Source organism: Tenacibaculum dicentrarchi, from assembly GCF_964036635.1.
Lineage (GTDB): Bacteria > Bacteroidota > Bacteroidia > Flavobacteriales > Flavobacteriaceae > Polaribacter > Polaribacter dicentrarchi.
Map to the genome: position 1 here is coordinate 830,198 of NZ_OZ038524.1, position 19,897 is coordinate 850,094.

General features: G+C 31.3%; 24 protein-coding genes. 4 read left to right on the forward strand and 20 right to left on the reverse strand.

Annotation, left to right across the window (positions count from 1 at the left end; translation table 11 throughout):
* Window positions 1-9 precede the first annotated feature (9 nt).
* From ABNT14_RS03720 to ABNT14_RS03735, 4 genes are all read left to right on the forward strand, one after another.
* Window positions 10-930 carry a DUF368 domain-containing protein gene (locus ABNT14_RS03720; protein ID WP_101903584.1) on the forward strand — a complete coding sequence of 307 codons (921 nt, stop codon included), beginning with the start codon at window positions 10-12 and terminating at the stop codon, window positions 928-930.
* 47 nt (window positions 931-977) lie between these two features.
* A complete protein-coding gene (locus ABNT14_RS03725) occupies window positions 978-1,991 on the forward strand; it encodes a DUF368 domain-containing protein (protein ID WP_101903583.1) in 1,014 nt (337 codons plus the stop codon).
* Window positions 1,972-2,733, forward strand: a complete 762-nt coding sequence (locus ABNT14_RS03730; RefSeq protein WP_101903582.1) for a shikimate dehydrogenase family protein — start codon at window positions 1,972-1,974, stop codon at window positions 2,731-2,733. The genes ABNT14_RS03725 and ABNT14_RS03730 overlap by 20 nt, the downstream gene beginning before the upstream one ends.
* Window positions 2,734-2,821: 88 nt before the next feature.
* Window positions 2,822-4,666, forward strand: coding sequence for a DUF349 domain-containing protein (locus tag ABNT14_RS03735; protein ID WP_101903581.1), 1,845 nt, complete (start codon window positions 2,822-2,824; stop codon window positions 4,664-4,666).
* Window positions 4,667-4,732: 66 nt separating this feature from the next.
* Here the strand turns inward: ABNT14_RS03735 and ABNT14_RS03740 are convergent, their stop codons facing one another.
* The 20 genes from ABNT14_RS03740 to ABNT14_RS03835 form a co-directional block, all read right to left on the reverse strand.
* Window positions 4,733-7,204: a TonB-dependent receptor plug domain-containing protein gene (locus ABNT14_RS03740; protein ID WP_200809388.1), complete on the reverse strand. Its 2,472-nt coding sequence runs from the start codon at window positions 7,202-7,204 to the stop codon at window positions 4,733-4,735.
* A 23-nt stretch (window positions 7,205-7,227) separates the two neighbouring features.
* A complete protein-coding gene (locus ABNT14_RS03745; protein ID WP_101903580.1) occupies window positions 7,228-8,919 on the reverse strand; it encodes a M23 family metallopeptidase in 1,692 nt (563 codons plus the stop codon).
* Between the two features lie 143 nt (window positions 8,920-9,062).
* Window positions 9,063-9,710, reverse strand: a complete 648-nt coding sequence (locus ABNT14_RS03750) for a formyltransferase family protein (RefSeq protein ID WP_101903579.1) — start codon at window positions 9,708-9,710, stop codon at window positions 9,063-9,065.
* A complete protein-coding gene (locus ABNT14_RS03755) occupies window positions 9,694-10,218 on the reverse strand; it encodes a GNAT family N-acetyltransferase (protein WP_200809391.1) in 525 nt (174 codons plus the stop codon). The genes ABNT14_RS03750 and ABNT14_RS03755 overlap by 17 nt, the downstream gene beginning before the upstream one ends.
* Window positions 10,134-10,829: a hypothetical protein gene (locus ABNT14_RS03760; RefSeq protein ID WP_200809387.1), complete on the reverse strand. Its 696-nt coding sequence runs from the start codon at window positions 10,827-10,829 to the stop codon at window positions 10,134-10,136. The genes ABNT14_RS03755 and ABNT14_RS03760 overlap by 85 nt, the downstream gene beginning before the upstream one ends.
* Before the next feature lie 369 nt (window positions 10,830-11,198).
* Entirely contained in the window at window positions 11,199-11,783 is a 585-nt protein-coding gene (locus tag ABNT14_RS03765; protein WP_348719398.1) for a hypothetical protein, read from the reverse strand.
* Between the two features lie 8 nt (window positions 11,784-11,791).
* On the reverse strand, window positions 11,792-13,336 hold the full coding sequence (locus tag ABNT14_RS03770; RefSeq protein WP_101903577.1) for a hypothetical protein: 1,545 nt from the start codon (window positions 13,334-13,336) through the stop codon (window positions 11,792-11,794).
* Window positions 13,336-14,238, reverse strand: coding sequence for a phage baseplate protein (locus tag ABNT14_RS03775; RefSeq protein WP_101903576.1), 903 nt, complete (start codon window positions 14,236-14,238; stop codon window positions 13,336-13,338). The genes ABNT14_RS03770 and ABNT14_RS03775 overlap by 1 nt, the downstream gene beginning before the upstream one ends.
* Entirely contained in the window at window positions 14,235-14,699 is a 465-nt protein-coding gene (locus tag ABNT14_RS03780; RefSeq protein WP_101903575.1) for a hypothetical protein, read from the reverse strand. The genes ABNT14_RS03775 and ABNT14_RS03780 overlap by 4 nt, the downstream gene beginning before the upstream one ends.
* Window positions 14,689-15,522 (reverse strand): nucleotidyltransferase, encoded by an 834-nt coding sequence (locus ABNT14_RS03785; RefSeq protein WP_101903574.1) that lies wholly within the window; start codon window positions 15,520-15,522, stop codon window positions 14,689-14,691. Before ABNT14_RS03785 ends, ABNT14_RS03780 begins: the two co-directional genes overlap by 11 nt.
* A 37-nt stretch (window positions 15,523-15,559) precedes the next feature.
* On the reverse strand, window positions 15,560-15,826 hold the full coding sequence (locus ABNT14_RS03790; protein WP_101903573.1) for a hypothetical protein: 267 nt from the start codon (window positions 15,824-15,826) through the stop codon (window positions 15,560-15,562).
* 10 nt (window positions 15,827-15,836) lie between these two features.
* Window positions 15,837-16,274 (reverse strand): hypothetical protein, encoded by a 438-nt coding sequence (locus ABNT14_RS03795; RefSeq protein ID WP_101903572.1) that lies wholly within the window; start codon window positions 16,272-16,274, stop codon window positions 15,837-15,839.
* Entirely contained in the window at window positions 16,274-16,555 is a 282-nt protein-coding gene (locus ABNT14_RS03800) for a hypothetical protein (RefSeq protein ID WP_058884452.1), read from the reverse strand. The genes ABNT14_RS03795 and ABNT14_RS03800 overlap by 1 nt, the downstream gene beginning before the upstream one ends.
* A 5-nt stretch (window positions 16,556-16,560) precedes the next feature.
* Window positions 16,561-16,773: a hypothetical protein gene (locus tag ABNT14_RS03805; protein ID WP_058884451.1), complete on the reverse strand. Its 213-nt coding sequence runs from the start codon at window positions 16,771-16,773 to the stop codon at window positions 16,561-16,563.
* Entirely contained in the window at window positions 16,773-17,237 is a 465-nt protein-coding gene (locus ABNT14_RS03810; protein WP_101903571.1) for a hypothetical protein, read from the reverse strand. Before ABNT14_RS03810 ends, ABNT14_RS03805 begins: the two co-directional genes overlap by 1 nt.
* Window positions 17,189-17,755, reverse strand: a complete 567-nt coding sequence (locus tag ABNT14_RS03815; RefSeq protein WP_101903570.1) for a hypothetical protein — start codon at window positions 17,753-17,755, stop codon at window positions 17,189-17,191. Before ABNT14_RS03815 ends, ABNT14_RS03810 begins: the two co-directional genes overlap by 49 nt.
* A gap of 1 nt (window position 17,756) precedes the next feature.
* Entirely contained in the window at window positions 17,757-18,758 is a 1,002-nt protein-coding gene (locus ABNT14_RS03820) for a hypothetical protein (protein WP_058884448.1), read from the reverse strand.
* A gap of 1 nt (window position 18,759) precedes the next feature.
* Window positions 18,760-19,359 (reverse strand): DUF6046 domain-containing protein, encoded by a 600-nt coding sequence (locus tag ABNT14_RS03825; RefSeq protein WP_101903569.1) that lies wholly within the window; start codon window positions 19,357-19,359, stop codon window positions 18,760-18,762.
* Window positions 19,352-19,477: a hypothetical protein gene (locus ABNT14_RS03830; RefSeq protein ID WP_262509577.1), complete on the reverse strand. Its 126-nt coding sequence runs from the start codon at window positions 19,475-19,477 to the stop codon at window positions 19,352-19,354. The genes ABNT14_RS03825 and ABNT14_RS03830 overlap by 8 nt, the downstream gene beginning before the upstream one ends.
* A gap of 59 nt (window positions 19,478-19,536) precedes the next feature.
* Window positions 19,537-19,860, reverse strand: coding sequence for a hypothetical protein (locus ABNT14_RS03835; RefSeq protein WP_101903568.1), 324 nt, complete (start codon window positions 19,858-19,860; stop codon window positions 19,537-19,539).
* Window positions 19,861-19,897 lie beyond the last annotated feature (37 nt).

The window sequence follows — 19,897 nt, forward strand, 5'->3', positions numbered from 1 at the left end:
AAAAATTAGATGAATAGAACCAAAAAAGATTATTTAGTAATCATATTAAAAGGAATTGCAATGGGCGCTGCAGACGTTGTTCCAGGAGTTTCAGGAGGAACAATTGCATTTATTTCAGGGATTTATGAAGAATTATTAAACGCTATAAGTGCTGTTAATTTAGATTTGTTTAAAATCTTAAAAAAAGAGGGGGTTAAAAGTGCTTGGGCACAATTAAATGGAAATTTTTTAGCAGCTCTTTTTACAGGGATTTTTATCAGTATTATATCTTTAGCAAAAGCAATTAAATGGTTGTTAATAAACCAACCAATTTTATTATGGGCATTCTTTTTTGGGCTGGTACTGGCAAGTATTATTTATATAGCAAAACAGGTAAAACACTGGAGTTTTAAAGGGATATTCATAGGGGTTTTAGCAGTGTTTTTTGGATATTTAATTACAGTTTTACCCGCAGTTAATGGGCAGGAAGTTAGTTATTTATTCTTAGTTTTTTCAGGGGCAATTGCTTCTTGTGCTATGATTTTACCAGGAATTTCAGGGTCTTATATTTTGCTGTTAATCGGTGTTTATCCATTGGTTATGAGTGCTTTAACAAATGGTGAGCTAAAAACAATTTCGGCAATTGTAATAGGAGTTATGATAGGATTAACTACTTTTTCAAAACTATTAAAATGGTTGTTTTATAATTATAAAAATGAAATGTTAATTGCCTTAACAGGGTTAATGTTGGGGTCTCTAAACAAAGTTTGGCCTTGGAAAACAGTTTTAACTACGTATACTGATAGGCATGGTGTTGTAAAACCACTTTTAGAAAAAAGTGTACTGCCTTTTTCGTATGATGGAAATCCTGAATTAATGTATGCTTCAATATTAATTATTGTCGGATTTTCATTAATTTTATTACTAGAGAAATTAGCTGTAAAAAAATAATAAAAATCATTTAAAAAATAATTATTTTAGTCTTTTTAATTTTAAAAATGTATAAGCAAGAACAGCGCAAATTATTACAAAAAACACTACTTTTTTTTAAAGGAATGACCATGGGAGCTGCCAATAAAGTTCCTGGTGTTTCGGGCGGAATGGTAGCTTTTGTAATGGGTTTTTATGAAGAGCTTATTTTTTCTTTTCAGCGGATAAACGGCAAAGCTTTTAAATTACTTTTTAAGGGGCGCTTTAAAAGTTTTGCGAACTACACAAATTTACAGTTTTTAGCATTGGTAATGCTAGGGAGTATGTGTAGTTATTTTACCATTTCGTTAGTGTTAGATTATTTTTTAAAAAATAATGAGGGCTATGTTTGGTCGTGGTTTTTTGGGATGATTATAGGCTCAATATATTATATTTCAAAAGATTTTAACGATTGGAAATTTAAAAATATTATCGCCTTAATTATTGGTGTTTCTATTGGTGTTTTTATCAGTTTTTTAACTCCTGCAAAAGAAAATGACAATCTTTGGTTTGTTTTTGTTTGCGGAATTATAGGTGTTTCAGGCATGACACTTCCTGGGTTATCAGGTTCTTTTATTTTAATATTATTAGGCAATTACGTACTTTTATTAGTCGATAGTGTGAATGTTTTTGCGAGCATTGTAACGAGTTTATTGTCGGGTGATTTTGAGGTGTTAAAAAACCCTATAAAAATAAGATATTTAAAAATTATAAGTGTTTTCACCTTGGGTTCAGTTTTTGGTTTGGTGTCAATTTCACATATTTTAGGCTATGTTTTAAAACGATGGCATCAAGTAGTAACGGCTGTTATTATTGGTTTTATAACAGGTTCGTTAGGTATTGTTTGGCCTTGGAAAAAAACACTCTTTAAAGTAAATGAACATGGTTTTTTATTGGATAAAAAAGGACATAAAATTGTGGAAAATTACCAGCGATTTATTCCTGATTTATCAACCCAAGAAACATGGATTTCAATAGGTTTTATCCTTTTTGGTATCGCCTTAATTTTAATAATAGATTATTATGGAAGAAAAAGACGTTAAAAAAATGTATGCTTTAGTAGGGAAAAATATTTCGTATTCCTTTTCAAAAGGATACTTTACTAATAAATTTAAAGAACTAGGGCTTGAAACAAGCGACTATGTAAATTTTGATATTCAGTCAATCGAAGAATTATCAGCAAAAATAAAAGAAAATGAAACGACTTTAAAAGGAATGAATGTAACAATTCCTTATAAATTGGACGTTTTTAATTTTTTAGATGAAATAGATAAAAAAGCCCGAAAAATAGGTGCAGTAAACACTATTAAAATAGGTGAAAAAGGAAAATTAACAGGTTTTAATACGGATGTTTATGGCTTTAAAAAATCATTGAAACCATTATTAAAAAATCATCATAAAAAAGCCTTGATTTTAGGAACAGGAGGCGCATCGAAAGCGGTAGCGTATGTGCTTAAAAAATTAGGTATTACATATCGTTTCGTTTCTAGAAATCCGAAGGGTAAAAAAGAGGTTTCTTACAATAGTTTATCTAAAGAAATCATAGAAACACATTGTTTAATTATTAATTGTACGCCTTTAGGAACGCATCCAAATATTAAAGATTGCCCGAGTATTCCGTATCAATTTATCGGTAAAAAACACCTGTTATTTGATTTGATTTACAATCCTGAAACAACTACTTTTTTAAGTAAAGGACAACAAAATAATGCCGCCATAAAAAATGGTTTAGAAATGCTAGAACAACAGGCTGAGAAAGCTTGGAGAATATGGAATAATAGTTAACAATAAGTTATTCAAAATAAAATTTGGTATTCTATAAGAATCCGTATATTTATAAAATTAATAATCAAGGAACTTAAACATTGTAGATATGTTAGAAAATAACGAAAAAGAATTACAAGAACCAATTACTGAACAAGTTATTGCAGAAAAAGCAGAAACAGAAAAAGCAGTAAATGAAGTAGAGATTGAAGTAGCTAATGAAGCTGAAAAAGTGGATGAAAAGCACGAAATACCAATGTTAGATTACGCTACTATGGAGTTAAGTACTTTGGTAGATGAATTAAATAAGTTATTACGTGGCTATGAAATACAACAGTTAAAATCGAATGTTGATGCTCTTAAAAATGCTTTTAATACTAAATTTAGTAATTTAGTAGCAGAAAAAAAAGAAGCATTTTTAGCCGAAGGAGGAAATATAATAGATTTTCAGTTTTCAAGTCCTGTTAAAGCAGACTATAACAAATTATTAACAGAGTATAAAATAAAGCGTGATGCTCATTATACTAAGTTAGAAAATCAATTAAAAGAAAACTTAGAAAAAAGAAACAGTTTAATTGATGAATTGAAAACATTAATTGGTAAAGCAGATGCTAAAACAATGTACAATGAGTTTCAAGAAATTCAAAAAAAATGGAGAACCATTGGAGCTGTACCAAAAACAAAATATAATGATACGTGGAAAATTTACCATCATCATGTAGAGCGTTTTTATGATTTATTAGACTTAAATAAAGACTTTAGAGAACTAGATTTTAAACATAATTTAGAAGAAAAATTAAAAATAATTACTCGTGCAAAGGCTTTAAATGAAGTTGCAGATGTAAACGTAGCCTTTAAAGATTTACAAGATTTACACCGTATTTGGAAAGAGGAAATAGGACCTGTAGGTAAAGAACATAGAGAAGATGTTTGGGGTAAATTTAGTGAAGCTACTAAAAAAATACACGATAAACGTCATCAATATTTTAGAGAATTAAAATCTAAATATCAAGAAATGATTGATGCAAAATTAGAAGTTGTTGCACAAATTAATGCATTTGATACTTCTAATAATAATTCTCATAACGATTGGCAAAAAAGTATTATAGAACTTGAAAAACTACGTAAAAAGTACTTTGATATAGGTAAATTACCATACAATAAAAGTGAAGCTGTTTGGCAACAATTTAAAAGTGCTACCAAAAAATTTAACAGTGCAAAAAATGTTTTTTATAAGGCAGAAAAAAGTACTCAAAACGATAATTTAAAAAATAAAATAGCTTTAATTGAACTTGCTGAGAGCATAAAAGATAGCGATGATTGGGAGAATACAACCAACACAATGAAGCGTATTCAGTCTGATTGGAAAAAAATAGGACATGTGCCAAGAAAGTTTTCTGATGATATTTGGAAACGATTTAAAGATGCTTGTAACTATTATTTTGATAGATTAAATACTCAAAAAAATGAACAAAATAAAGAGCAACTAGAACTTGTTGTTGCTAAAAAAGAGTTTATAGAGCAGTTAAAAACATCTGAAGATTTAACCTTAGAAAACCTTCAGGAGCGTATTTTACAGTGGAGAACTTTAGGTTCTTTACCAAGAAATGCACGCCATTTAGACGAAAAATTCAATAAAGCTGTTGATGCGCATTTAGGAAACTTAAATATGAGTAAAGGTGACATCGAGCTGATGAAGTTTAAAAATTCTATTGATACGTATTTATCTCAAAAAGACTTTAAAAAATTAGACAACGAACAATATTTTATCCGTAAAAAAATAGATGAAAATGTTCGTGAAATGCAACAATTAGAAAATAACTTAGGGTTCTTTTCAAATGCAAAACCTGATAATCCTTTAGTTTTAAATGTTCGTAAAGGAATTCAAGAATTTAAAGACCAATTAGATATTTGGAAAGCAAAATTAAATTATATTAAAAAATTAGATTACTAAATTTTAATTAAATATAAAAAAAACTCGAATCGTATACGATTCGAGTTTTTTGTTTTTTATAATGCATTAAAACTGCATGCCAATTTTAAGGTTTAAAACCCTTCCTGTCATGTGATTTGGAATACCGTATTGTCGTTTACTATACGCATCACGAACCCAAGTATTTGTTATTGAGTTACGGATGTCAAATAAATTGAAAAGCTCTAAACCTGCGGTTAATTCTTTAAAATTGGCTAAAAAACCAGTACTTTTTTTCTTTAAAATATCATTAAAAATATAAGAAATACCAACATCGGCACGTTTGTAATCGTTTAATCTATGCTGATATTTATATACATCGGTATAAGCAGGTGAACCACCAGGTAATCCGGTGTTATACACAATATTTAAGTAGGCTTTTAAGCTCGGAATATTAGGTACGTAATCTTGAAATAACACGCCAAATTTTAAACGCTGATCGGTTGGTCGGGCAATATAACCTTGGTCATTGGTGTTTTCTTGTGTTTTTAAATATCCGAAACTCACCCAGCTATCATTTCCTGGTACAAACTCGCCATTTAAACGAATATCTAATCCGTAAGCGTAGGCTTTTGTTGCGTTATCGGCACGGTATCGAATTCGAACATTATCGACTGAATAGGCATTTACATCGGTTAATTTTTTGTAATATAATTCGGTTGTTAATTTAAAAGGGCGCTTCCAAAGCTTAAAACTATAGTCGTTTGCTGCCACAAAATGAATAGCTTTTTGTGCTTTTACCTTCGGATGAATTTCTCCATTATAAGCACGTAATTCTTTGTAAGATGGTGGCTGAAAATACCATCCTCCTGAAATTCTAAAAAGTATGTCTTTGCCCCAATCATCGGGTTTAATTGCAAATTGTGCTCTTGGGCTAAATGTAACTTGATTTCTAGTATTTTTAATGATGTTTTTAGCCGTATTTTTTACACTCCAATTATGTGACCTAACGCCAATGTTTAGCCAAACTAGATGATTTTTCCAAGTAGTTTTTCGACTAAATTGTAAAAAACTACTAATACGATTAATATCAATATTATTTTTTGACTTTACCTTATTAAAAGGTTCAATAGCTGCCGTAAAAGGCTCATATGGTTGCATATTAGTACTATGATGTGGTGGACGAATACTAAAGCCTAAAGAATCAATAACTTCCCATTCATTAATACGGTCTTTTATGTTTTCTGTTTGAAATTTCACACCAGTTTTCCATTCGTTTTTTCCATCTTTTAAAGTAGCTTTAAATTGAATAGTACGGATTAAAGCGTCTAAATCATTTCGAGCATGGTTTATTTGCGAGCCAATTCCTTGTGCAAAGGTTACTTCTTCAAAATTTTGATTGTTTTCAGAGGTTTTTGTAATTTCGTTTAGCTTGTAGGCCGCAGCAATATCGAAATATTCTTCTTCTTGGGTATTGAAAGTTGAAATAGTTCCTGTTATTTTTAAGGCGTCATTTATTTGATAATTCGAAGAAAAAGCACCAAAAAGGGTTTTAAACTCGTCTTTTTCTTGCCCTTGATAATAGACGATTAATTCCAGCGGATTGGCAAGTGTTCCAAAACGTGTTTTTCTGGTCAGCGGTTGGTATTTGTATTTATTTATCGAAAAATTACTTAAAAAATTTAAGGTTAGTTTTTTAGTTGCTTTATATGATAAAAAAGTTTGAACATCAGCAAAAGTAGGTTTAAAATTTACTTCAACCTGTTTGCTATTTACAAATAAACTATTGTCGCGATAGCGAACTCCAACAAGAGTACTTAATTTATTGTTTAGAAAAGTATCTTCTATTGTAAAACTTGCTCCTAGTAAACTCAAAGCTATTTTTGCGCCAAATGTAGTCGGTTTTCGGTAGCTAATATCTAAAACAGAAGAAAGTTTATCGCCATATTTAGCTTGAAAACCACCTGCCGAAAAATTAATATTTTGAATCATTTGCGGATTGATAAAACTCAAACCTTCCTGTTGCCCCGAACGAATTAAAAATGGGCGATATACTTGAATTCCGTTTACATAAACAAGGTTTTCATCGAAATTTCCGCCTCTAACATTATATTGCGTACTTAATTCGTTGTTATTACTAACCCCTGGAAGTGTCATCAAAATATTTTCAACACCTGCATTTGCACCGAGTATATTTTTAACTTTTTTGGTAGAAATTGTATTAATTCCTTTTGCTTGTTTTCGATAGTTTTTAACAATAACCTCTTCTAAGTCTTGGTTTTTAAAATAAAAAGTAGGGGCGTAGTTAAAAATTTCTTTTCCTCGAGAGGTGAATTTTTTAGTAATGGTTTTATAAGTAACATGGCTAAAGGTAACGCGGACTGTTTTATGCATTGGAATGATAATTTTATACTGCCCGTTAGCATTGGTTGTTGTTCCTTTTGATAAATAAGAAATAGCAATTCCTTGAATAGGAATGTTAAATTTATTTGTTAAAGTTCCTTTTATAATGGCTGTTTTTTGTGCAGAAACCTGAAAAATCAAGACGCAAAATAATATTAATAAGAGTGTTTTTTTCAAGGTTTTTTTATTTTTTATGAAGACTACTTTTTATAGAAAAGTGCCGAAAGTTTTTTTAAATTACCAACATTATCAGAAACAACAAGTTTAAAAATATGCTTGCTTCCAATTAGTTTTTTATCATTAAAATTATACGTAAGTAATCCTTTTTTATGATTGTATTGCATTAAAATCCATTCGCCATCAATGGTTGCATTGAAATTTTTAATACCAGATTGATTATCTTTAATTTTTACTTTTAGTGTCTTGTTTTTTGATAACCATTGTTTGTTTTTAAAATTGTATAATTTAATAGTTGGCTTTATGCTATCAAAAAGTAATTTATAACTTCCTAAAACTTTGGTTGAGGTATATATTTTATTAGCTTTCTTTTTTGTGTTGGCGTATCGGGGGTATTTTATATTGTTAACATTGGCAATATAAACTTGTTTTTTTTGAGCGTCAGTTAAAAGAGAGGTGTTAAAAGTTAAGGTATATCTTTTGTCTATCGGCACGGTTTTATTATGAACTTTTACGATATCATTATCAATAGAAAAATCAATAAAACAATCGGTGTAAAAGGTGTTTTTAGGAAAGGCAATAGTTACATTTTTAAGGGTGTATTTATGAAAATCACTTGCAATTATTTTATAAGCTGTGCTGTCTTTTTCTTTAAAAACTAAATTACTTTTTACGCCTTTAACGGGTATTTTAATACTTGTAGTATTGTGTTTAATATCTTTAGCAATAATTTCTACTTGATAACTAGCGCCATTTTCGATGCGTATTTTACCATTATTAACCAAATCTTCATATAAATTTAATCTGTTGGCTTTTACTTTGTGTGTTTTCTGAATTCTATTTTTGTAGGTTTTATAGTGTTTGTAATCAATCAATAAATTAATGTATTTACTTTCAGCAAATGAAAAGGTTTCAAGGTCATGATAATAAACCCTACTGCCGTTTACTTTCATTTCAAGGCTGTAAATTCCGTTTTTATTACTAGCGTCATTTAATCTATCAAAAACACTCACACCAAAACCAATAACGCCACTAGCTGTAATTCGTTGACTAATATAATTGTTAGGCGCAGTTTTTTTAAAGGACAGTACCAATTTTGAACTAGAATTATTAACTCTAGATTGCGCATTTAACGGATACGCCATTATTTTTTGAACCGTAGGAGCGGTGTCATCTTTTGGGGTAATACCAAATAACAACGGATTTATAATATGTTCGGTTTTAGTGTCTCTAATTTCATAATGTAAATGAGGACCTCCAGAACCTCCAGTATCGCCACTATAACCAATAATTTGCCCTTTTTTTATAGGAAATTGTTCGTGTGGGGTAAATAAGTTACCTGTTTGATAATTTTTTTTTTCATACTGAACGCTTTTAACGTATTTTTCAATAGTAGGTTCAAATTTTTGAAGATGCGCATATACGGTGGTATATCCGTTAGGATGATCTAAATAAATGGCTTTTCCAAAACCATATTGTGATACTTTAATACGAGAAACATAGCCATTTGCAGTTGCATAAATAGGAATACCTTGTTTTCCTTGTGTTTTTATATCTATTCCAGAATGAAAGTGATTACTACGGAGTTCACCAAAAGTACCTGATAAAATAACAGGAATTTTTAAAGGGGCTGAAAAATAGTTTCTAGGGTATTGCTGTTGCGCATTTCCAGAGTAAAAAAACAATAAAATAATAATAGAAAAATAAAATTTCAAAGTAGTAGGTTTTTAAACAAATATAATCGGCAAAACGAAAAGTACCAAAAAAGAAAACAAAAAGTACATTTTTTCACCAATTTAATACACCTTTAAATAGTGATTAAATACCTTTTAATCACTATTTAAAAATGTTAATTACGCTACTCAATCATTAATAAATCAGGTTTATAAATATCAGTTACTACCATAGATGGCTCAAAAGTCGATAAACTTTCATCCTGAGCATTTTTTATTATAATCCCACTAGATATATCATCCAAAGCTTTACTCATAAGATTTAAGCCCATTGGTTGCAGTTTATCTCTCCATAATCTACTGGAAGCTACTTTTAATTTTAAACTAAAATATTTAGGGTGTAATATTGTAAAATCTTGGTAGGCAATATCGCCTCTATCAATTCCAGAATTTAACCAAAATACTGTTCCTCCAGTAACAGACTCCCGCATCTTAATTGCCCATTGTACGGCACTTTTACCTCTATGTAATGGCAATAAACTTGGATGATAACCTATCCACCCTAATTTAGCCTTGTAACGAGTTCTTTTACCCACGTAGTCAAATGAATGAGCGGTAATCCCTAAGTCTACACCGTTAGGAAAAGTATCTCCATTTAGCATTCCCGCAGGAATTATCGGGATTTCATTTTTAGCCGCTAAGGGCTTTATATACTTATCGTCTAAAGGGCAACAAACACCCACAACATTAAATCCTTTTTTTAAGCATATGCTTAAAATCATTTCGGCAAAATACTTTTGACCGCTTATAAATACGTTAAAACGTTTCTCCATTTCCTAAAAATTTAAATCCTTGAATTGCTCTAAAATGACCACCATATCCGCCACCTTTAAATGTTCCTTTTTTAGCAGTTTTTGCTATGCTTTCAATAGAGCGTTTTTTATTAGCACCATAAAGTTTGGCACTAGTTTGTTGCCATTTAGCTGAGGAACGCAAATAATTTGCAAGTTGCGGATGGCTCGTATGAAAAAATGTATGAAAATTTTTATTTCTACGCCCATAGCCATCTAAATGGTATTGCATTATTTGGTTTAAAAAGGCAGTTCCAACTCCCGCACCTTGCCACTCGGGCATTACAACAAGCCTTGATGCCCTATAAGCATTTGCCGTAAATAAAGGCATCACAGCCACATGACAAACAAGCTCGCCGTTTACTGTTCCAACAAAATACTCCGCACATGGTGGGTGTTTTAAGTCTAAATAATAATGCTCTTTAAAATACTTCCAGTAAGTTCCGTTTGTCTTGAAAATATCAAGTTTGATTTTTTGTCGTTCGGAAATAGATTTTTTTTTTTAAGCTCTTGCGTTGTTGTGTTATAAACCCAGTCAGGTTGTAGCCATTCAATTATATCATAATGTGGGCTTAATAAAACTATTTTTTTCCCTTTATTACGCCTCCAACCTTTAGCAAAAGCTAATGCGCCAATCTTAGCTATTTGCCTATCTACAACGCTTGTAAATTCATCTACAACAACTTCATCTGGAGCATCAATAATTAACCTAGCCATTCCTGCCCTAAATTGTTGACCATTAGAAAGTACGTTAAATGGTTTTAGCCAACTCGGAACATCTCCAAGACCAACACTAGCTAATGCTGCGGTTACTTCTTCAAAACTTCCGTCTGGAGCAATACAATCTATAATTGGTTTACTATTATCCCAATCGGCATAAGGATTGTAAATCTTATTTTCCTTAAAAAATGATTTCCCAAGTGAGGTTTTCCCTGTTCCACTTGCGCCAATAATAAGACCAATTTGCCAATCATCATTATCAATTGGTATTTCTGCGGTGTGTTTCCATGTGTCCGCCTTATCAACGTTAAATAAACTTTTTACTCTTAAAGCTCTGTAGCTTTCAAAATCTTTTGTTTTGTGATTTACTTCTATTTTCATAATTATACGTTTACTAATCTTATTTTTAATCCTAGTTTTTTCATCTTGCTAAATAGTTCTTTTTGTTCCATTTCTGATTCTACAAGTAGAATAACTCCAAATTGTGGCTTGTAGTTAAATTTATTTTTAATCATATATAACATTTACTTTAATTAATATCCTTACTTTTGTGCCTCTCACAGTAATATTTTAAACAAGCAAAGCCCAATTAGAAGACTTACGTCCTCCAACTGGGCTTTGATGCTAAATTAAATTACTGTGAGAAGTATTTATTTTGTTGGGGGACTTTTTATATCCCCATTTTGTTTCTTTTTATAGTTTATTTCAGCTTAATTCTTCCTTCATTTTTATTTTCTTTTGATGATTTTATTATTGTTTTAGGACGTAAGTAGCGCTTGCTTCTTTTTGCCAACCGCTGGGTATATTATTTAATTGCGTTTGGTTTACGTAAATTGTTGTAAGATTATTCATTTTATGATAGCATGACAGAAAAGTTAAAAGGGTATTTTTACTTACGTCTAATTCTGCTAAATCCCCGCAGTCGTTACAGTTTAGGTAAGTTAAGCTCAAGTTTTTACTTACGTCTAATTCTGCTAGTTCGGTGCTAACACATTCTAAATGAGTTAAAAGGGTGTTTTTACTTACTTCTAATATCTTTAATCTAGTACCATTACATTTGAGGTGAGTTAAACAGGAGTTTTTACTTGCATCCAATTCTGTTAGTTCGGCGCTACATTCTAAATAAGTTAAGCCCCTACTAGATTTAATTATAATAGTTTCACTTCCCGTATTTCCGCTAAAATCAATTGTTGGCGTATCTCCTCGGTAAGTATTACCCAAGGCATACCATTTAATTATACTCGAACTTTCTGCTCGAGAAACCTTCCACTCACTATCCGTACTCGTAGTAACCATAGTAATTTCCTGCATTCCATATCTTCTTGAACTTGCCATTCCCATAATTACGCACGTATTAATTGACCGCAAACGAAATACTCATTTGCTCCTGTTTTGGTTATTTCTATCATTGAATTTTGCCCATCAAACTCCAACGTATCATTTATATTTTTTAATTCATTTGCACTTCCTGATGTAGCTACTTTACAAGTTCCTGTTCCTTTGTAGAAGTACTGAGCTTTGTCACCAATTCGTGGAAATGATGCGGTGTTTAAAATAATCTGAGTATTTGCGTTATTTAATGGTACTATATTGCCAATGTCCGAAGTTCTTGCCGTGTACGTTGTTACTGATGATAGTGGTTTTACGGTTTGTTTTGGTTGTACGTTTTCAAGTAAAGCAATCTTTTTGAAGCCTAAAGAGACACCTTCTTTTGAATACGATTGAATATACAAACCTTCTCCGTGTGATTTTTTCCAAAAAGTAAATGCCCTTTCTTTTGAACTACCAAACCCAAAATGAACGGACGATCCCCACTGATAAGGAAACCCACTACTTCCGCCAGTGTTTGAAATCATTTGTATCCCTGTCTTTCCATACGTAAACGAGGCTGTTGCATTATTTTTATTAAAAGTAGTTAGTCTACTTATGAAGTCAGAAGCATTTTTACCTTCTAAAGTCTTTGCGTTTATTTCTAAAACATCTACATCAGTTTTTTTTAAGCTCTCTTTTGTGAATATCTTTTCAAAACCGTTTGAAGTACCATTTGGAGCATACGACTGATAATACAATTCATTATTAAAGTGGTTTTTCCAAAAAGTAAACGCACGCCTTTCGGATGTAGTAATGTCTGATGTATTTCCGAAGAAAAAATGAACAGATGCTCCGTATTCCTCAGGAAAACCAGTTGAACCTTTTGTGTTTGAAATTAATGAAATTCCAACACCTTTTCCTCTAGGAAATATCCCGTCTCCTGTTTCTCTATTTATCAATCTCTGACTACTAATAAACGCACCATTTACCTCGTCTTTTAATTGATATTTATCATCGTGATTATGATTAAGCAGACCAATATTCTTTTGGGCAATTTTTTGTTGTTCTTCGGATAAATTTTGAAAAACAACATAGCTCACTTTATTTGCTATTGAAGTAATTAAAGCATTATCGGCAGTATTCATTTCAGCTAATAATTCCTGAATAGAATTAATTTCAGCATCTGGATTATTCAATAACATTTGAACAACTTCATTCATTGCTAGTAAAAGAGCGTTGTCAGATTCCTGTTTATCGTAAACATCTTGTTTAGCTACGTAATAACTTGGTGGTTTATCGCCAAGTTTATATGCGTTTACGGAAGTTCCTGTTTTATCCAATTTACCGTTCCAATTTTCACGGTCATTTTCCGAAGGATGCAATATTTCATCTTGTAAATGCGTATTAAACGCTTGTTTATCCGCCTTGGCGATTAACAAATTATTTAAACCCTCAATATCTTGGATACTAATATTTTCATCAATCCAACGAATCCATTTAAAGAAGTTATAAAATTGTTGTTGGGAAGGCTTGTCGTGTGTTTCAAACCATTTTTTTACGTTCTCTTGATGTTTCATTATCCTATAAATTGAATTGGTAATGCCACAATGTATGGCGGTAAATTATTGTGTGGTTTATCATTTCCTTCATTATCTGTTGTAAAATAATGAGTATGATTTTCTGAATCTTTTATTAAACCATTACCGCTAACAAATTCACGTTTCCAATCTTGTCCTGAAAAATTCGATTGCCCATTAGAGTTACCTAAAATTGAGCCCGTTTTACCTCCTCCAGAACCGTCCATTACATCATGATTATGACTACCAGCAGAACGTGTTCGCCCTTCATGTTGATGACTTGGCAGTTCAGAAGTTGTTAGTTGATGTGTTTTTTCACCGCCTTTTTTACCAATGCTATTAAATTCTTTTTGATTAGCATCGTACCCAACAAGCATACGCCCTAAAATATTATCCGTTCCGTTTTGTCCGTTTGCGATAAACCAACCTCTTTGTAATTCTGCTTGAGTTACACTTGTACCAACGTATTTTATTTCTTTGAAAATTGGTTTAATTTCTGCTAATTCTTTTTCTAGTTTTTTTACTTGATTTGATAAAACTATTAAGTTATCAATATGTTTAAAACTACTCCAAGGAATCGAATTTCCTGAAACTCCAAAAGTTGCATAACGAGTAAAATAAACAGGTTTTTCGCTTTTATCTTCAAAAATTGCTTTTGCTTCTTCTTGAATAATGACAACGCTATTTTGCTTTATACCGCCACGGAATTCTAACAACTCGCCATCTAAATAAATAAAACCGTTTGTTATTTGGTTTCCGCTAATTTTGCATCCGCTGATAATTGTTTTATCGCCCGCCAAAAAACCAAAAGCATTAAAAATCTGCCATGCTTTTTGCATTTCTGTAAGCGTATTTGTTTCCAAAGGAAAACCGCCATTTTGTTGAAAATCAATAATATTCATATCGCAATAATTTTATATTTTTTTGTTCCTTTTTTGAATATTTCAATCCACTTTTCAAGGGCTATTTTTCTTGATTTTACAATATTATTTGGGACGTAAGCAATAAAATCAATTCCTGTATCGGCATAATCAGTTTTATCATTTATAAAAAGTTTACCAAGAAATACTGGTTTTTGTTCTGCTCTTGTATAAATATAATGTCGCTCAAATTGATTGCCATCACCAATTCTGATACGTCTTAAATCGGCATCAAAAACATCATTTAAAGCCTTTCGCAAATAACATCTTTGCCCATTATGATTTAAAATAAATTCATCAGCCACCCGCATTTTTAAAAATTCGGCGTGTAAATTAGCTACTGGAGATACGAGCGTTTTTATAAAACCAATCATTTTTGGTTTGCGTAAATCGGTGGGTAATAAAAGTATTGCCCATTTATAAAAATCAATATTATACCACATAACGAATATTTTCAAAAGTTTCAATTTCGAAATAACCACTTGCGGGTATTTTGCTAACTTCTATTAATTCAGGTGTTCCGTGTGTATCTTTTGAAGCGTCTAAAGAGCTACTTTTTACCTCCACAATATGTGCGATTTTAACACCTTTAATTGCTTGTAATTTATCAACTAAACTTTGCAATATTAACTCGCCATCAAAAGGCAATTCTTTCATAAACTGCTGTAAAGCTTCTTCAACTGGTTTATTTCCGTGTAAAATTGACATACCAGTTTCGTCTAAAACTAAGGCATCTCTATAAATTTTTAAGGTTAAAAATAGTTTATCCGCTAAATGATTGATAACCGTAATATCATCTCCAGCAAATTTAATTTCTTCAAAATATTGCTTTAAAGATTCTTCTTGTTGTGGCGTAATTCTTGAAAGTTTTCCGTTTGTTTCGGTGGCAACTTTGATAACAATTGTTCCTGCTACTTCGCCGTCATTTGCGGTGGCATATTTTATAATTTTTGAAGCGTCTATTTCTTCGGATGTTGCTGTTTCATTTTGAAATTTATCGGTATCTGTAATTAAATCAAAACCATTTTGAAAAGCCAATGCCATAATTCTGTACCACGGCAATGTTCCCGCTTTTTCGTGTGCCAATCTATAATCGATGTACTTTCGGTGGGCATCAAAATAAATGCGTAAATCTTGAAAACAAAAAGCCACGATAAACAAAAACAAATTCCAAATAGATACTTTGCTCGTACTATTCAAGTCTTTTAAGGAACTTTCATTTTCCTTAACAGCTATCATTTTATTTTTAATTTCTTGTACTTTCATGGTTTTTTTAGGTCTTTTTTTGAATTATTTCTGAGCTTTAGCTTACTTTAAAATCAATTCCAATTGCCCAACATCCAATTCCTTCACAACCTATAATTGCGTCAATATTAGTTTGTGTTAATGCGGTAGCGGGGAGTATTTTTTTTGCTTGATAATAGTTTAAATGATCTTTATTATAAATAACATTTTCAGGAATAATAATTTTATCTCCAGTTTCAATAACCTCACTTGGTGCTTTATGATTCGCTTTTGCAATTAAAGAGGCATTAACCGCCAATCCTGTTGTTAAGATTGCGATATCCAAAAAGGATTGTTTATTGAGTGCTATTATTCGCATCTTTAAGTTGCTTTTTTAACAATTTGTTTTCGGTGTCTTTTTCTCGTAGCTCTCTTTTTAAAGAAAGTATAAATTTGTTTTTTAGCTTTATCTCATCTTCTAACAAGTTATTTTTTCGTTTATAAGAAGACTCTAGCTGGCTCATTTCTTCGGTCATCATTTGAAACTTTCGTTCCCATAGCTGAGAAGTTTCTTGATATTTTTTTTCGTACCGAATCGGTAAATCATCCAATGCTGATTTATACATATCAATAACTTTAGAGCCGTTATCAATTTCTTTGCTTTCAACATCTGCCTCAACACCTTTTGTAATAGCATTATTTTTTCTTCGCTCCAAAATTGCCATTCCAACTCCTCCTGCTCCTAAAGTGTAACCCAATATTTCGCCTATATTTTCTTGTATAAAACTTACCATTAAATTTTAATTTTCAGGTTTTCAAAACCTCCAGTTAAATCAATCGTTGGATTTTTATAACCAACATATTCTAGTTGCATCTTTAAATTTCGTTTAAATTCAATTTCAGAAACATTGGTTTTTATATAATTAATCGCACCAAAACCAACTAAAGGAAATTCTTTAAACTCGCCTTTATTAGAAAGTAAAACAATTTCAACGTTTTGTTGATCCGATTTTCCAATCACAAAATCACCATTTTCAATCGCTAAGTCACCATTTTCATCAAGTAATAAATCCATAATTATTATTTAATTATACCTGTTCCTGTTACTGGTCCGCCTGTGGCACTAGCTCCAGTAACGGTGGTAGTTCTACCAATAACAAAATCGTTAATTGCTTTTGCTTCTTTAAGCGCCATTTCTTTGCGTGCTACTTCGGGTTTTATCGTTGGATTATTCGAATATTCTTCACGGATTTCAAATAATTTATCGGCTAATTGCTTTTGAGTGCTAGGCATTATTTAAGTACTTTATTAAAACGTTCTTTTATGGCATTCATCGCAGGAACATTAATTGTATTTCCTTGGATTACTAAAATTTTATTTAGCTCATCAATTAAATCATTGACAATTGTTTTAAAGGATTCTCCTTTATTACCAACGGATAAACCTTGTTTATTACAATCAACTTCAAATTCATCAATTTGAATAGTAACACGGTCAATTTCGGTGTATTTTATAATGGCTGTTTCTTGCGGGTTGTTTTCAATTTCAACAACTAAAACCTCCGAGTTTATTTTTGGATATACAATAAAAGAACTTTCAAAATCGCCAACAACGGCATTTAAACGCACGTCTAATAATTCAGATAAATGTTCTCTTTCAACGGTGCAAGTAGTTTCTGTAATTTCAGTTACTTTACCGATACTTGTTTTTAAAGCTTTTTTAGAAACCGAATTAATAGCCCGAACAAACTCTTCCATGATATTTTTGTTAAAACCCAAACGCTTATAATTACTATTGAAATTTTACCCGCAGAAATCCAAAGCTTTTGCCACCAGCTCAATTGCTTTTCAATAATTTTAGCGGGTAGTGTTATTGTTTTAATTTTACTTATTTGCTCTTGAATATGTTGTTCTTTCCATTTTACAAATAGCTTTTGGGCTTTAGCTTTGCAACTCACACTTAAAATATTATTTTCTAAATGTACCCTTGGAGGCTTTAAAATTTCTCCTGATATTTCCTTTGGAATTGCTGAATTATAATAAAAATTGCTTTTTTTATTTTCTTCTTGAGAAACAAGTATCGGATTATTATTAATACATTTAATGTAAGAGAAATAAAAAGAGCTATCTTTTTTGGTTGAAAAAATAGTATCTCTCAATATTTCTTTTATATTTTTTTTAGACTCAATACTTGTGTTTTCAATAGGTGGATTAATCGTTTTACAACTTATTAAACTAACTATTAAAAACACACTTAAACAATATTTAAACATCATTTTATTTGATTTTAAAGGATACCTTATTTGTTCGTTTGTATCCGTCAGATTTATTAATATTTACAATAACACTCTCCACAAAAAGAGTCATATCTCGATGTTTGTCTGGATAGTTTGGGTCTGTTAATTTCATGCTATCTCCAGCATTTGTAAAAGGAATTGCCCAACTATCTAATGCACCACCGTAACCTGTATAAACATGAGTGTCGTGTATTTTATGCACCCATTCTTTTACTTCATTTTCTGATAAATTTAAAGGCAAATGCAATGTTCTATGATCGCCACTTGTATCGCCATATTCATAGGTTATCTTTTTAGAAGTTCCTGTTTGATGACTAATCCCTTTATAAAATCGTTTCCGTTGCTCTTTCGTTTCATATTTTAAACTGTTAGAATTGCGGATATTTTTACCAAAAACAAAATCATGCGATACTGCGGGTTTAAAATCAACGGTAAGCCCTGCTGTTAAAACTTTATTCTTAAAATAGCATCGAATCCCATACTGTTGCTTGAGTTCTTCAATAACTTTATAAGGCGTTGCATTTTCAATCATAAATTTACCAAGAGGCATATTTAAAGCTTCAATTTCATAGGCTGGAGCGATAAACTTTAACAAATCTTCTAAGGTTACTGAAGCGAAAGTTTTATTTATTTTTTCTTTCTTTTTCAGTTGATACATTTCATCTTCACAGATTAAAAGCAACGGAATTTCTGCACCAATTTCATCAATATAACCTTCAAATTCTACTTTTAACTCGTCGTTATATCCAGCTTCTATTTTAATAGTATCGCCTGATTTTATGATTTCGAGCAAGTTCTTTTGTGCCAATGATACATTTTCGCCATTTTCCTGTGCATTTTTAAACGCTCTAGGAAGTGTAATTTTAGCGGTATCTGAAAACTTTTCAATGGTATTTTCTATATAAATAGATTCTACAACGCCAAATTGTATTGCTTCATTAATAGTGATTTTTACGGCAATATTATAATACTGATAATTCATTTTACATCGGATTTAATAGCGTATAATTAACTCCTTTTATGCTTTTAGCTGATAAACTAATTTGCACGGTATCAGCAAAACCTTCTACTGGCGTTATTGAAACGGCGGTTAAATAAATACTATCAATATCTTTGTCATAAAACTGTTCACCGTAAACTTCAATAATATCGTTATGCTCAAAAAAACGAGCTAATAAATCTATTTTATATGAAGGATATTCACGGTTATCAACATCTATTAAAATACCTCGAATATCAATAGACCACGGTTTTGTACCCCAACGTTCCACAACAACGCTATCACTTCCTGATGCTTCCGTTTCAATTAAATTTTTCTCTCGAGAAAAACTTACCATTAACGGCGGTGCGTATGTAGTAGCATTTTTACCAGTAATCATTTCGCCAAATAACAATTCTTCGCCCGCATACTTAAAAGTGATATTTTCGGCATCTGAACAAGCATCGCCATAAAATTCAACATCATACTTATTATCTTCTTTAATAAGTATTGCTTTGTTTAGTAATTTGCTAATTGCAACCGCCCCAAAAGCGGCTGCATAACGAGCTGCTAAATTTATAACAATGGCTTCTCCGTTATTCATTTGTTTTAATTGTTAAAATACCTTGAGTTGATAACCAGTTTATTTGTGCCCATTTTATAGCCCAAACATCATCCGTTAATCTTTCAGGAAAAGGGATATGTAAAAAATGACTAATCAAAGCATCTGCCTTAAAATATAAATCGAATGCTTCCTCTTCGTTAAGCCTAGAACATCGCTCTAAACTTTCCCAAACTTTCCCTGGCGTATTGGAATTAAATCCATTAATAAACCTGCAACGGCATAAAATAATCCGTCATCGCTTACTACTTCCTCTTTACTTGTTAGTAAACAATTTTTTACTAAAATTTCTTGTCCTTTTTTTGGATCAGATTGCATGAATTTCATCGTTTGCCCCACAACGCTACGCTTTGGAATAATTGCCAATACTTCCAGCTCGTCTATATTAAAATCGTCTAATGGTAAAATCAACGACTTTAATTTGTCGCCGTGTTGTTTTTTTAGCGTTTCTTTTACTTCTTTACTAACTTCTTTTAATGCCATTTTAAAGGGTATTTAAATCTTGTTTAATTTTTTTGTT